Below are 15187 nucleotides of genomic sequence, written 5' to 3'. Positions count from 1 at the left end.
TGTTTTTACCCTAAAATAGCTGCATTTTTATAGAAAACCCCGCAAGTTGGGTTAAGCTTTCGGACCCTTGTAAATGGAATTTTCTGAAAAGACACACATCTTATAAAAATTCTTGCGAGTATATAGATGAGTATTATTTAACCGGCAAATTAGTTATCAATTATTCTTTAGTTTAGTTTCGTAGAGATTTAGTGCTTTGTGATAAGCTTTTGTTGCATTCTGAACTCCTTGGGAGTACAACCCTTCTGGTTTTTAAAAACTCTGTTGAAATTTGATAAATTGTTAAAACCACTTTCATAGCAGATTTCTGAAATGTTTTTATCGGTTTCGATGAGAAGTTTTGCTGCATTGCCAACCCGGAGATCCGAGAGATAATTTGAAAAAGTTCTTTGTGTTCTTTTTTTAAAAAAATGGCTAAAAGCCGAGGAAGACATATTGACAAGGTTGGCTACATCTTCGATTTTTATTGTATTATGCAGATTTTTGCAGAGGTAATCATTAACCATCGAAATTCGCTTACTTTTCGATGTATCGTAAATATCCACATAGCTCGGAGATGACAAAGATGACTGATTTCTGGAAATTGAGAGGTCGTAGAGAATAGACAAAAAATCCAGCAATGAATCAAATCCTCTTTCTTGAGTTAGCTTCTTAATTCTTGGAATCATGTTTATTGTAGCTTCTTTAGAAAAATGAATTCCTAACCTGGATTTTTGAAGCATATCTCTGATTGGATGTAGTATATTTCTGGAGAGTGTTTTTGCCGAAAGAAAGTCTTCATGAAATTGAATCGTTATTACCTGAACCTCTTCCGACTCATGTCCTATCCATGCGTGAGGGGTATTTGGTCCTATAAGTGCCATGTCAGGATTTGAGAATGGTTTTATAGAGTCGCCGATTATTCTTTTCCCAGTAGAGTTGAGTACCAGGTTTATTTCGTATTCCGGATGATAATGAACAGGAAAGTCGAATTTTGCCTTAAGATGATTTAGTACCACAAATACATCTCCTTCGTTAATTGGTGTTATTTCTCTAACAATTCTTTTCATTTTTTTAATGTTTAATTTGTGATTAATGCTATTAAATATGGCATAAATGTATTAAAAAATTCATTATAGTATCATTATTTAATCATTAAAATTTTTAATAATGCAATGATATAAAGCGATTAATGTAATATTTTTTTTATGAAGTTTTTAATTATGAAGAAAATATTCATTAAAATATGTTTTTTTAGTCTTAAATGCAAAGATTGATGTTCACTTAAAGCATACATTTGTAATGTTAAAATTAATTTAAAATTACTGTCTATGAAAAAGCGATCATTTGTGCTCTATGCAATGAACATCTTTCTGTTGTTATCTATATGTACCCATGGGGCCTTTGCTCAGGGGCAGAAAATAACAGGAACAGTAACCGATAGTTTTGGGGAATTCGTCCCCGGCGTAAACGTGGTTGAAGTAGGAACCCAAAACGGAACCATTACAGATGTTAATGGAGAGTTTTCTTTACTACTTGAAAATCCTGCCGCTGAATCTGTTTTGAGATTTTCATTTATCGGATTTGCTACCAAAGAAGTTCCGGTTGAAGGTAGAACTCTGATTGATGTAACGTTGGAAGAGGATATCATGGGCTTGGATGAGGTGGTTGTGGTAGGTTATGGATCCGTTAAAAAAAGTGATTTAACAGGATCGGTTGCCACGGTTGAGGTTGAGTCCATAAAGGATATTCCTGCCAATTCGGTTGAAAGCCTTCTTCAGGGCCGCACAGCAGGTTTACAGGTGATAAATTCATCGCAGGCTCCGGGTGCCGGAGCTACCGTACGTATCAGAGGAGGTAGTTCTTTGAGAGGCTCAAATGCTCCATTGGTTGTTGTGGATGGATTTCCTTTAGGGGATGCTGGTGATTTAAAACAGATTAACCCTGAAGATATTGCATCAATAGAGGTTTTGAAGGATGCTTCGGCTTCCGCTATTTATGGCTCAAGAGGTGCTAATGGTGTAATTATGATTACCACGGGAAAAGCTAAAGAAGGTGTTACGGAAGTCAATGTTTCACAAAAAACCAGCATCTCTCAGTTTACCTCGAAATTGAATAAGTGGAATGATCCGTTATTGATGGCAAAATTGACCAACGAAGAAATGGTGAATGCCGGTCGGCCTATTATTTATGACGGGGAAGTAAATTCTGTTGGTGTTTATTATCCCTCTATACATGAAATTGAGTCTGGTGATTGGCCTTATAATACACAATGGGATGAGATTGTTTTTCGTGATCTGCCCATATCGAATAACAGTACGGTTTCAATAAAAAGTGCAAATGAAAAAACCTCATTTAATCTTAGCCTGAATTATGTAGAAGAGAAAGGGGTCTATATTGAAGACGATTATCAAAAAGGGATTGTTAATCTTGGTGTAAGTCATCAGATTTTTGATAATCTAAAAATTGTTACTTCTAATATTTTCTCCAAAAATTTCAGAAATGATAATGGAGGGCTGGCTTATTGGAGAAATCCACTTTGGCCTGTTCGGGATGAAAATGGAGAATATTATCAGACTACTGTTACCGATTTCGGACATCCTCTGGCAATTACGGATTTTGTAAAAAACGAGAACAATGGTTTGGATTATATTACTTCTTACTTGTTGGATTACCAGATTATAGAAAGCCTCAATCTTAAATCGCAGGTAAACTACAAATATGGAAATTCAATAACCGATCAGTACTTTCCTGAAAAATATACAGAAGCTGGCTATTTTAACAATGGCGCTGCTTATTTGAATAAATGGATGGGACAGGATTTTCTTACAGAGACCTATGTGACTTTTGAAAAGACTTTTGGTAAGGTGCATGCGCTTAAAGCTATGGCTGGTCATTCTTTCCAGTATAGCATGCAACGTTCCACAAATATGGGATCGTATAATTTTGTGAACGAGGCATTGCAGAATGAAAATATGGGTGCCGGTGATCCTGAGAAAAATACTCATTCCAATAGTTATTCCGATTCCAGGTTGTTGTCCTATATCGGTCGACTTAATTATTCATTGATGGATAAATATATGGCCACATTTACTTTCAGGGCTGATGGGTCGTCTAAGTTTGGCGAAAACAATAAATGGGCAAATTTCCCATCAGGAGCACTGAGTTGGAAAGCTCATAACGAGCCTTTTGTACAGAGTCTCGGTGTATTTGACCAGTTTAAAGTACGAGTGAGTTATGGTATTTCCGGTAATCAGGGAATATCCCCTTACCAGACGTTGAGCCGTTACGGAATTGAAAATTATTATGATGCCGGTGCTTGGCGTACAGCTATTGGACCTGGTTACGTAGTCGGTTATTCTGGTGCCGATGATCGTTATAGAATTTGGGGCGGAATTCCTAATCTCGACCTAAAATGGGAAACAACGGAGCAATTCAATCTTGGTTTGGATTTGGCATTCTTAAATAGAAGATTACGGTTTACCGTCGATATGTATAACAAACATACCACAGATTTGCTACGAGAGAGAATCCTCTCCTTGTCTTCGGGCTATGATCGTATGTGGGTCAATGATGGTTCTATTGATAATAAAGGATTTGAAGTAACAATGGAAGCCGATATTATTCATAATGCTAACTGGAATCTGGCATCTACATTTGTTTTCTCACAAAACGAGAATGAGGTGGTGAGTCTTGGCGAAGCTGTTTCTTCCGGACTACAAACTGATAACCGAACCGGGATGAAGTATGAATTTACCGGATATTCCTTTACGCAGTTCCGACAAAACGCCAATATCCTGGCTGTTGGACAACCCCGGAATGTGTTTTACGGCTATAAGACGGACGGGATTATCCAAAGTGAGGCCGAAGGCCTGGAAGCCGGTCTCACAGGGGAAATGGCTCAGTCAGGCGAGTTTAAATATGTGGATTTAAATCACGACGGAGTGATCGATGTGGATGACCGAACTATTATTGGTGATCCGAACCCTGATTTTACAGCCAGTCTTGCAGTTGATGTGGGGTATAAGAACTTCGACTTATCAGTTTTCCTTAATGGTGTTTACGGGAATGATATTTTGTACCAAAACCGAATGGATGAACCAAATGTGCGTCCTTTGAGATGGACATTGGATAATCAAACCAACGACTATCCAAGCTTACGAAATGGACGTCAATATCTGCTTTCCGATTGGTTTATACAAGACGGTTCTTTTTTAAGAATTCAAAATGTTAATTTCGGATACAATTTCAATACAAACCCTGCCAGTTTTTTCAAAAAGGTAAAGTTGTATCTGAATGTTAGCAATTTATATACATTTACCAATTTTGACGGGTATGATCCGGAAGTTGGAATGGATGGTATATACTGGGGCGGTTATCCAAGATTGAGAAACTGGACATTAGGTCTTAATGTTACGTTCTAGAAATACCAAATTATGAAACACTTATGAAGAGCATTTCATAAATGGACAGTCCGTTACTTTTGGGGAGTTTTGGTAATTGTAAAAAACAAAGTTTGTGAAACAAGTTCCGATTATCCCTGAAGAGTTCCATTCAACCTTGATAAATAAATTTTATGCTAACGAAACGAGCATGGCTAAGTTTGCCACAAAAGAATATGTATAAATCCTTGCATGCGAATTCCATTAGACAAATAACATAAGTAAATTATATACTAATGAAAAGTAAGATAATATATGTAATAGCAATTCTGGGTATAGTTGCATTTTCCTGCGACTTGTCAGAAGAACCATACGGATTCTATTCAGATGATAACTTTTATAAAACACAGGCTGATGCGGAATCCGCTTTGAGGTATGCCTATAACGCGCTTACCTATATTGAATATACGCGTGGAATTACTAGTATTGGTGATTTACCAACACAGACAACTGATCTGAAACCTGATGAAGGTGTTGATGCTCAGGAAATGAACAGCTGGACAGCCGGTTCAACCAATGAAACACTCATGAATTACTTTAAGTATTGCTATATAGCGATAAACAGAGCAAATGCAGTGCTGCATAACGTAAGTGATGCATCTTTTGACCAAGAAATAAAGAATCGAATACTTGGAGAGGCTTATACATTGAGGGCCTGGAGTTACTTTAATCTGATTCGTGTGTTTGGCGTTGTGCCTGTTCAGAGAGAGATGGTGCAGACCATTTCTCAAACGTCACCATCCTTGGAAGGTTCCTTGGAGGAAGTTTATGATTTTATGATTGGAGATTTAAGAAAAGCAACTGAAATGCTTGAAATTGATCGAAGAGTTGGAAGGTTAGATAAAGCGGCTGCCTGGTCAATCCTGGCAAAAGCTTATCTGACGATGGCTTCTTCAAAGGAAAATGGCGTATTGAAATATTCCGATATGACCAAAGATGTTGCTCAAATGTATGATAGTGCTGCATTCTTCGCCGAAAAAGTTTTGCATGAACAGAATGAATATTCATTTGACCCGGATTTATTAAATATTTATGATGTTGATAGTCCTGACGGGCCGGAACACATATTTATATTGAGCCAGGACAGGACCGGACAGAATGAGGGAAATTATTCCAAAACGCCATTAATGTTTTTGCCTTGGGGAGATGGAGCGCCTTACTATCTTATGTTTCCCGATGGTTCGTTGGTTTATACAACCAATGGATGGGAGGTTTATCGTGTTAACGATTCTTTTGCTGATACCTATGACGATAACGATCTAAGGAAGACAGCGCTTTTACATAATAAAATTTACAATGATGCCGGAGAAGTGACAGGGAGTGTTGTCGATGGTAAAATACCTTCCCTGTTTTGTGTGAAATATCTTGATCCTTATTTCGTGGGTCAAAAGACAAGTGCAAAACCTTATCTAATAAGATTTTCAGATATAGCACTGACTTATGCTGAAGCTGTTGGTCCTACATCTGAAGGATATGAATGGTTGAATAGGATAAGGGACAGAGCTGGATTAAGTAATGCTCCTACCGGGATGAGTCTGGAAGAGTTTCGTGAAGCCGTCATTCAGGAACGCGCGTGGGAGTTTGCTTATGAAGGGCAATATCTGTATGATCTAAGAAGAACAAAAACGGTATTGACCAAAGTACCCAATGCTATTTCGGCTGGTATTTCCGAAGAAGTTGCGACTTTTTATCCCATTCCACAGAGGGAAATTGATCTTAATCCAAATATTTCTCAATAGTCTAACCGGGAAAAATATTACTATTATGAAAACATTAATATATTTAGAATTCAGCTTTCTTTTTCTTATTCTCTTTGGGTGTCAAAAAGATCCATTGGAAGATATTGAAGATGGAAGTTGGAACAAAGAGCGAAATATTATAGATATTTCCTTTGAAGGGCAAATTGGTGATGCTGAAATAACCAGGACAGAAGAAACGGCTGAAGTAATATTCTCATTTAATATGAATGCCGGTATCCCCTTGTCTGATGTCAAAATTAAATCTCTCGAAATATCTTACGGTGCTGAAGCGACTGTTAATACAGGAGAATCGTTGAACTTTGACAATGAGAACAAAACGGCGACGATTCAAGTGATTCCTGAAAATGGTTCTCCTCTTGAATGGACTATTAAGTTGGATCCTTTTACTGAGTTAATGAGCGGAAGTTGGGACATTAATGATATCAGGATTATTATTGATGTGATGGGAGATCATCCTGAATGGGGTGGTTATTTTGAAGAAGGAACCATCTCTGATTATTTGCCTGAATCAGCCGCCGAATATGATAACACATTTACTTTTACTTTCGACGGCGTAGATGAGAATGGAAACAGTTATGGAAGCTTTACTCATTCTTCTGGCGAAGACGGACAATACGGTGAGTTTACCCACAATGAATGGGGATATGACTTTAATTACAAGTACCGGCTTATGCCTAAAGACGGAGGAACCTGGTTGCGCAATCCTTCTGATAATTCGCTTACATTTATTGATGGAGAAGGTAATGAGACTTATGCACAGCTTATAGAAGACGATCCCGAATACCAGATAAGATTTGAATTCTCCGTTGAAATTTATTGGGATAATCCATGGGACTGGGTTGCAAAAATGGAACAGGAAGCCAAATATTTTTGGTATGCTGTTGAAAAACAATAGTTATTTAAAATGGGACTCTCAAAAATTCTCTCTTTGAGAGTCCCGTAATTTGTGAAACACAATAAATAAAAAAATATGAGAATAATTAAACACATTACTTCTATAAGTTTTCTTTTATTGTTTTGCTGGTCATGTGAAGGAGAAAATTCGACTCCTGAGCCAAATGACACCGCAGACAAATTATTGATAACCAATAATGTTATAACATCCTTTTATTCTGGCAATGGTGCCCAATGGGGGGGATACGATATTCTTAAAGCCTGGACTGGATCATCAACACTTTCAGATGAAGATTGGGAAAAGTTGTTTAAAAGGGTGCGGTTTATGAGCCCCGATTTGGTAAGAATAATGGTTAGTCCCGGGTGGAACTATATAGTTAATGGTCAATTTTATCCTGAAAAAAGCAATGATGTGCTGGTAAAAATCCTCGACTTCTGTGAATCAGAGGGAATTTCTGTTGTATTTGGGGAATGGAGTCATCAAGGGGGCAATACTATTGATCAAGGTTGGCTTGATAATTCTGTTCAGTTTCTGAAATGGTTGGTAGAAACTAAAGGCTATTCCTGTATAAAATATATGATATTGGTGAATGAACCCAACGGTGATTGGTCATCGATGGATGGGAATTATGATTTGTGGCATTCTCTCGTTAGTCAGTATCATTCAAGACTGGTTCAGGAGGGGATGAGTGATAAGATAAAGATCATCGGACCAGATATTGCTATATGGGATACCAATACGTTGTGGTGGCTAAACAATACCGTTACCAATCTGGGCAATCTGATGGGAGCGTACGACATTCATACCTATCCAACAGCAGAGCTGGTTAGAGATGGTGATTATCAAAATATGATTTCCGCATATGGCAATGCGGTCCCGAATGGAATGGAAATGATCATGGGAGAATTCGGGTTTAAATATAAAGCTTCGTCAGATTTAGGAGAGGAAAATGCACAGAGAATAAATGATGACCCATACGCCTCCGACGATAGCAATATGTTTATTTATGATTCATTTTACGGCATTGACATAGCTGATGCCGTAATTCAGAATATGCTTGCCGGATTTAGTGGTGTAGTAGTCTGGAATATGGATGATGCTATGTATAATATTGATGGTGGGAGTTCAACCAGATTAAAAAGATGGGGCTTCTGGAACATTTTGGGAGAAGAGAAATTTGAAAGTCCCGGGGATGAGGTTATTCGTCCGTGGTTTTATCCAATGTCGTTACTTTCAAAATATGTCCCTAGAGGAAGTGAAATCTTGGAAATTGAACTCCCCGATAAAAAGGGATTACGTGCAGTGGCTGTCAGAAAGGGGGAGAAATATACCATAGCTATTGTAAATTCTCATTTTGTGGAGTATGAGGTTCAGCTGGCCGCTGCAACCCGACTTGAACTTTCGGGTATCAATGAATACAAATTCATTGCTAAAGAGGAAGATGAATTTGAAGGTCCTGTCAATAGTGATGGTTTTGCCGTTCCTTATGAATCAAACATCAGCTTTTCGTTAGAAATAAATGGTGGACAAGGCCTGACTATAGCTCCACGCTCATTTTATTTATTTACCAATATGTCTCAATAATTGCCATTTTTCTTGTAATGGTATTATTAAAAATTATTCTGAACTATTAAAAAATGAAGGTAAAACTATTATTGGTTATAGGGTTTGGTTTATTTCTCGGATGTGATTTAACCAAAGATAATGTAAGTATAAAAGTAACCCGCAAAGTTATAAATGCAGATTATATGGGTAACGGTGTTCAATGGGATGCTTATCCTGAAGCTGAGAGCTGGGGTGTAGCCGTTTCTGATGAAGATTGGAATAAACTGTACGAACGTCTGGATTACATGCGCCCTCAGTACGTCAGATGCATGATAAATAGTCCTTTCCGATATTTCAACTATGAAACGGGAGAATACGAAAAAGAACGCAATATTAGTTCTTTAAAGAGAGTCCTTCAGTATTGTCAGGATAACAACATAACTGTCCTTTTTGGAGAATTTAACCCTCCAACATGGGAAATGAAGAATGATCAACGGTGGATTGAAATGGCAGCCAATTACCTGAATTATCTGGTGACTGATTTAGGCTTCGATTGCATTCGGTATTATAATCTTTTTAATGAACCGGATGGTCATTGGTCTTCTACTAATGGTGACTTTGATCTTTGGAAAGAAATGATTCTACGGTTTCATAGAGAAATGAAAAAATATCCGGGATTAACGGACAAAGTAAGCATTGCAGGCCCCGATGTGGTTATTGATTATTCAAGTTTCCCACTTCTGTAAGCCTTGAAAAAAGGGGATAAAAAATAAGAAAAAGCAGTGGTTTTTATGATTTAATTTGCTATATTTGAGGTAATTACAAGACAAAAAGCAAAATCATCAACAAACCACTACTTATGTCATCAAAAATAGGAAAATTAAGCGAATTAGAAAACGTTCTATGCCATAATGAAAGTTTGCACAAGGCCGTACTCAACCCGATATCAGCCTTTAAAATTGGTCGGTTTTTGGGCTTATTTGAGACCGCCAAAAAGCGTGGATGGCGGGTTTCTATTCTTATTGTTTCACTTTTGCTGTTCCGATTAAAAGGTGAATCTACCCATTCCGGACATAAAAGTATTTCGTTTTTACCCAAAATTGATGATAACGCGTTTTACCGATTGATGAATAATTGTATGATGAATTGGCGCGGGTTACTTTACCGTTTTGCCAGAGAATTTAAAAGAAATGTTGAAGAAAAAGGCGATCCGGTTTCCGAACCAAAATGTTTTGTGATTGATGATACCGACCTAAATAAAACTGGCAAAACATTTGAATTCATGGGGCGGGTATTCAACCATATCACAAGGAAATATATATTTGGATTTAAATTGTTATTGCTTGGATACTGGGACGGTAAAAGTCTTATTTCTACCGATTTTTCTTTGCACCGTGAAAAAGGAAGCAAAGGTACTTACGGCATATCAAAAAAGGAGGCTAAAAGACGATTTGCCAAGGAAAGGGATGTTAAAAGCAAGGGAGCAAAGCGGGTTAAAGAACTAGACATATCTAAAACCCAAAATTGCTTATCGATGATAAAGCGTGCCATAAGACATGGTTTTATTGCAGATTATGTATTGATGGACAGTTGGTTTGTCAATGATACTATAATTGCCGGTATCAAATCGATTAAAAACACTTGCCTATATGTATTGGGCATGTGTAAATTAGATACCCGCAAATATGAAATTGATGGCAAAAGTCTTAATGGCAGAGAGTTAATTGCAAGATATGCAAGAAAAAGGGGTTGCTATTCCCGGAAGCATAAGTCACACTATATCTCTCTGGTGGTAGACTACAAAGGGAATCCTGTTCGTCTTTTCTTTATAAAGTACAATCATTCGAAGAATTGGACATTACTATTAACAACGGACTTAACCCTGAGTTTTGTGCAAACGCTGGAACTTTATCAAATACGTTGGACCATAGAGGTTTTGTTCAAAGAATGCAAGCAGTATCTGAGATTGGGGCAATCTCAAAATACTGATTTTGATGGTCAAATCGCTGATGCAACTTTAGCTTTGATAACTCATACAATATTAACGCTTAATAAACGATTTGAAGATTATGAGACAACCGGAGTCATTTTCCGACAAGTGCAGCAGGATTTATTGGAACTAACTTTATATGAAACGAGCATGGCAAAAGTTGCCACAACAAGAATATGTGTAAATCTTACATGTGAGTTCCATCCGACCTTAATAAATAAATTTTATACGGATGAAAGACTACTGCGCATATTGGCAAAGGTGGTTTTGGTATTGGCCGATATATTTGGTATTGATATTATTGAAGGAATGGAAAAAATGATTAACAACGAAAATATTCCTCAACAGCTCATCAATGTAGTGATGGAATTAGATAAAACAGGCGATAACCCAATGAAAACGACCGAAACAGGCGTCATCGCCGCATAAGTCTTACCCACAGATATTTACGCTTTTGTTTAACACGAATTATTCAATTTAACATACCACATTATATGGGGCGTAGAAAAGTGGGAAACTTTAATTGATTATAACAATCCTGAATCAAAATATAATTCTTTTGAATGGGTTGATCAGACAGTTTTTCAGTTGGATAGTGTGATAGGAATATATGATATTCACGCTTATCCAGGACAGCATCAGGTGAGATCAGGCAATTTCAGAGATATTATCGACAGATATAAAAAGAATATTCCCGAAGATAAGAAGATTATTCTCGGAGAAGCCGGCTATAAATACTGGCGGGAAGCAGATTCAATGTTGATGCAGGAATACATTAAAAGGGCTGAGACACATCCCTTTACCAAAGGAAGTGATAGTAATATGATGGTTTATGACTATTTCTATGGTCTTGATATGTCAATCCTTGCAATGGATATTATGAATGGTGGCTATTCGGCTATTGCAGCTTGGATGCTCGATGATGCAATGCATTCGAATGGTGATTCCGGGAATACAAAGGACATTAAACTTTGGGGTATGTGGAATATTCTTGGAGAGGAGGTATTTGGAAGTCCTGAAGAAGAAAACATTCGGCCCTGGTATTATACATGGTCTTTGATGTGTCGTTATTTCCCTGCAGGGATCGATATATTAAATGTTAACGGACAACTTCCGCACGGCATACGTGTCGTAGCCGGTTCTAAAGATGGAAAATTCAGTCTTGCTTTTGTCAATGTTTCTGATAAAGAGCAGATAATCAGATTGCAGGTTCCTGAAGACTTAGAATATGTTCAGGAGTTTGCTTATCGGAAAGACTTCAGGCCAAAAAATGATTTGGGTTATCCTGTACCGAACAGAAAGAATTTTACCATACCGGAAGAATATGAAATCCGTCTCGAAAAGGAAAGTTTTTCCCTATTAACAACTTTCCCTTATTAACCAGTAAAGTATAACTAATTTTTTCAGGACAATGTAAGTCTCAGTTTTAATAATTGTGAGATTTTTGATATATACTTATGACATTTCAGAAAAGCGAGAAGAAGAAAGAAGCCAAGCCTAAAAACATATTAAATCATCCTTTTATACTAAAAAAATCAGAGCATAATCCCGTTCTTGAGCCTTATCCATCTCATTATTGGGAGAATTTGGTGGTTTGTAATCCCGGGGCATGGTATGAAAACGGACTGTTTTATCTTCTGTATCGTGCAGCCGGAGATGATAAAGACCACATTATTCGTTTCGGGCTTGCTGTTAGTGAAGATGGTGTAAACTTTAAACGGGTTTCCGATCAACCGGTTTTTGAACCAAGTATAGACGGGCCTGATATGGGAGGTGTTGAAGATCCGAGAATTGTAAAGTTTGGTGATGAATTTTACGTAACTTATGCATATCGGCCTTATCCTCCCGGGCAGTATTGGAAGTTTGAGCACGATGTTGTACAGTTACCCGAGACGGGCCCTGATGCACCGGCTGTTTATCGTAAAAACATAGCAAATACCGGATTAGCGGTTACCAGGGATTTTAAAACATGGAAACGACTTGGGCGAATAACACAGTCTAATCTTGATGACAGGGATGTTATTCTTTTTCCTGAAAAAGTAAACGGTCAGTTCGTAATGCTGCATCGTCCTAAACAGTGGACAGGAGAAGCTTACGGATGTGAAGAACCTTCTATTTGGATTACTTTTTCGGATGACTTGATGGTATGGAACCAGCCGAGTAAACTGCTTATCAAGGGAAGGAGAGGTTCATGGGAAGAAAAGGTTGGTGGCAGTACCCCGCCACTGAAAACGAAAGAAGGCTGGCTGGTAATTTATCACGGTATTGAGAATGGAGGATTGGGGTATTACAGAGTCGGAGCAGCCCTGCTTGACTTGAACGACCCCGGGAAACTTATTGCCAGGTTACCCCATTGGATTATGGAACCTGAGCATTGGTATGAATTAGAAGGAATGTACAATGGATGTGTGTTTCCGACAGGCAACATGATAGTGGGTGATGAATTATATATTTATTATGGAGGAGCAGATAAATATTGTTGTTTAGCAACCTGTAATTTGGAAGAGCTTTTAAATGAATTGAAAAAACACCGTATCTAGGTATCAGTCGAAAACCAAATATGTCCGAATAAAAAACTGTTATGGAATCGATACAATTAAGCATTACTGATATTAGCATTCTTTTGCTCTATTTTGTTTTTATTGTGTGGTGGGCCTTGAAGCATGGAAAAAGTAAAGATTCGGAATCTTACTTTTTGGCAGGCCGACAGATGACCTGGCCTGTGGTGGGATTGTCCCTGTTTGCAGCAAGTGTTTCCAGTTCAACATTTATGGGCCATTCCGGAGAAGGATTTATTAGTGGGATAGCTGTTTTCAACTACAACTGGGTCTCCATTATTGTAATGGTATTTTTTCTTATATTTTTTCTGCCATTTTACCTGCGTTCAGGTATTTATACAATGCCTGAATTCCTGGAACGTAGATTTGACAGGAGGTCAAGGGTTTATTTTTCGCTTGTAACCATTGTGGGCAATGTATTTTTGGATGCAGCTGCAGCGTTATATACCGGAGCATTGATTATCAAAATGATAATTCCTGATGCCGAGTTTATGTGGATTGTCATTATTATGGGATTGGTTGCCGGAAGTTATACCATAATAGGGGGATTATCTTCTGCGGTTAATGCCGATTTTATACAGGCGTTGATACTGCTTATTGGATCAGCTATCCTTATGTTTTTTGCTTTTGATGAAATTGGTGGCTGGAGTGAATTCTATGAAAGATTCAATGACGGAGTTTGGTTGCGGCTGACGCGTCCAATGGATGATCCTACAGTACCTTGGTTAGGAATGATTTTCGGCATTCCCATTCTTGGTTTTTATTTCTGGTGTAATAATCAAGTGATAGTGCAAAGGGTTCTTTCAGCCCGTTCAATTAATCAAGGACGAAAAGGTGTTTTGTTTGTAGGTTTTTTGTACCTGTTCACTTTGTTTATTTTTATTATGCCAGGTCTGATAGGAAGAGGAATTAATCTTTTTGGCGTTGAGCATCTGCCTCATCAGATAATTGACGGTTTAGAGTTAAAAAATGAGTATGGTATTAACACGGATGAGGTGTATCCCCGTTTAATTCTTGAACTTTTACCTGTGGGATTGATTGGTCTGATTCTTGCAACTATGGTTTCTGCTCTGACTTCTACTTTGAGCGCAACAATTAGTTCTGCCTCTACTTTGTTTACCATGGATTTTTATACAAAATTAAAACCAAATGCCGGGAACAAAGAACTTGTGAAAGTCGGGCGGTTAACTGCTTTAATGGTCTTAATTCTTGCCATGCTATGGGCTCCCTTTATTCAGAAATTTGATTCGCTTGTAGCTTATTACCAAGAGGTCATATCGTATTTGTCTCCCCCTGTGGTTGGTGCTTTTTTTATGGGCTTGTTCTGGAAGAGATCCAATGCCAATGGTGCTTTTTGGAGTTTAATAAGCGGGTTGATTATGGCAGCCGTTCTCATGATTTGGAAATATGTGTTTAAATTGGATATTGGGTTGCATTTTCTAATCCTTGCGCCAATTATGATGGTGGTTAGCTTGATGATTAATGTGTTAGTCAGTTATGCAGGCGATAAACCTGATAAGGCAAAAATTGATGAGTATACTTATTCAAAGAGAGTTTGGCAGCAAGATTCAAAAGAACTGGAAGGTGTAAAATGGTACAACAATTTTAGAGTACTTTCTTTACTACTTGTTGCTACTTGTTTGGGAATGTATTGTATTTTCTTCTAATGCTTTGTAAGCAAATGGATTTGTGTTTAAAAATGCAGCATGTCAAAATTTTATGAGGCATCTAATCTGTCGGAAGGAATGTTCGTAAAAATATATCGTGTTTTTGTTTTTAACACCTTTTGCAATTTTCCGACTATTAGTTGTTTGCATTCAAATGGCTCCTGAAGGCCCTGTATTTATTAGAGTCTGGTCATTTGTATTTCCATCAAAAAAATGCCTAACTTTGTTGTTCTTTGGCTCTTATTTGTGAACGAGCTGATATTGAGTCAGTGTAAAAAGCATCTTTATTGCCAAACTCATTGTTGTTTTAAATTTTTGCATCCTCATTAACAATAAGTTAACTCTGGTACA

General features: G+C 37.6%; 10 protein-coding genes. 9 read left to right on the top strand and 1 reads right to left on the bottom strand.

Annotated features, from left to right (window positions below; all coding sequences use genetic code 11):
* Positions 1–188 precede the first annotated feature (188 nt).
* Positions 189–1049, bottom strand: a complete 861-nt coding sequence (locus tag ATH1_RS0110295; RefSeq protein ID WP_010421126.1) for an AraC family transcriptional regulator — start codon at positions 1047–1049, stop codon at positions 189–191.
* A gap of 261 nt (positions 1050–1310) precedes the next feature.
* On the opposite strand from ATH1_RS0110295, the gene ATH1_RS0110290 reads away from it, so the two are divergent.
* From ATH1_RS0110290 to ATH1_RS0110250, 9 genes are all read left to right on the top strand, one after another.
* The gene (locus ATH1_RS0110290; RefSeq protein WP_010421125.1) at positions 1311–4403 is read left to right on the top strand and encodes a SusC/RagA family TonB-linked outer membrane protein; all 3093 of its coding nucleotides are present in this window, start codon (positions 1311–1313) and stop codon (positions 4401–4403) included.
* Positions 4404–4657: 254 nt separating this feature from the next.
* Positions 4658–6160, top strand: coding sequence for a RagB/SusD family nutrient uptake outer membrane protein (locus tag ATH1_RS0110285; RefSeq protein WP_010421123.1), 1503 nt, complete (start codon positions 4658–4660; stop codon positions 6158–6160).
* 25 nt (positions 6161–6185) lie between these two features.
* The gene (locus ATH1_RS19320) at positions 6186–7076 is read left to right on the top strand and encodes a hypothetical protein (protein WP_010421121.1); all 891 of its coding nucleotides are present in this window, start codon (positions 6186–6188) and stop codon (positions 7074–7076) included.
* 75 nt (positions 7077–7151) lie between these two features.
* Positions 7152–8660, top strand: a complete 1509-nt coding sequence (locus ATH1_RS0110275; protein WP_010421119.1) for a cellulase family glycosylhydrolase — start codon at positions 7152–7154, stop codon at positions 8658–8660.
* 53 nt (positions 8661–8713) lie between these two features.
* The gene (locus ATH1_RS19315; protein WP_010421117.1) at positions 8714–9367 is read left to right on the top strand and encodes a hypothetical protein; all 654 of its coding nucleotides are present in this window, start codon (positions 8714–8716) and stop codon (positions 9365–9367) included.
* Positions 9368–9480: 113 nt separating this feature from the next.
* Positions 9481–11040 carry an IS4 family transposase gene (locus ATH1_RS19310; protein ID WP_010421115.1) on the top strand — a complete coding sequence of 520 codons (1560 nt, stop codon included), beginning with the start codon at positions 9481–9483 and terminating at the stop codon, positions 11038–11040.
* 168 nt (positions 11041–11208) lie between these two features.
* Entirely contained in the window at positions 11209–11991 is a 783-nt protein-coding gene (locus ATH1_RS19305; protein WP_010421114.1) for a hypothetical protein, read from the top strand.
* Between the two features lie 77 nt (positions 11992–12068).
* Positions 12069–13151, top strand: a complete 1083-nt coding sequence (locus ATH1_RS0110255) for a glycoside hydrolase family 130 protein (protein ID WP_010421112.1) — start codon at positions 12069–12071, stop codon at positions 13149–13151.
* 41 nt (positions 13152–13192) lie between these two features.
* On the top strand, positions 13193–14836 hold the full coding sequence (locus tag ATH1_RS0110250; RefSeq protein ID WP_010421110.1) for a sodium:solute symporter: 1644 nt from the start codon (positions 13193–13195) through the stop codon (positions 14834–14836).
* Positions 14837–15187 lie beyond the last annotated feature (351 nt).

The organism is Anaerophaga thermohalophila DSM 12881, from assembly GCF_000191885.1.
In the GTDB taxonomy this organism is placed as follows: domain Bacteria; phylum Bacteroidota; class Bacteroidia; order Bacteroidales; family Marinilabiliaceae; genus Anaerophaga; species Anaerophaga thermohalophila.
This window is presented reverse-complemented; position numbering and strand designations above follow the sequence as displayed.

Bases quoted from the DNA above. Each gene is read 5' to 3' on its own strand.
- ATH1_RS0110295 (WP_010421126.1), bottom strand. From the start codon at position 1,049: ATGAAAAGAATTGTTAGAGAAATAACACCAATTAACGAAGGAGATGTA.
- ATH1_RS0110290 (WP_010421125.1), top strand. From the start codon at position 1,311: ATGAAAAAGCGATCATTTGTGCTCTATGCAATGAACATCTTTCTGTTG.
- ATH1_RS0110285 (WP_010421123.1), top strand. From the start codon at position 4,658: ATGAAAAGTAAGATAATATATGTAATAGCAATTCTGGGTATAGTTGCA.
- ATH1_RS19320 (WP_010421121.1), top strand. From the start codon at position 6,186: ATGAAAACATTAATATATTTAGAATTCAGCTTTCTTTTTCTTATTCTC.
- ATH1_RS0110275 (WP_010421119.1), top strand. From the start codon at position 7,152: ATGAGAATAATTAAACACATTACTTCTATAAGTTTTCTTTTATTGTTT.
- ATH1_RS19315 (WP_010421117.1), top strand. From the start codon at position 8,714: ATGAAGGTAAAACTATTATTGGTTATAGGGTTTGGTTTATTTCTCGGA.
- ATH1_RS19310 (WP_010421115.1), top strand. From the start codon at position 9,481: ATGTCATCAAAAATAGGAAAATTAAGCGAATTAGAAAACGTTCTATGC.
- ATH1_RS0110255 (WP_010421112.1), top strand. From the start codon at position 12,069: ATGACATTTCAGAAAAGCGAGAAGAAGAAAGAAGCCAAGCCTAAAAAC.
- ATH1_RS0110250 (WP_010421110.1), top strand. From the start codon at position 13,193: ATGGAATCGATACAATTAAGCATTACTGATATTAGCATTCTTTTGCTC.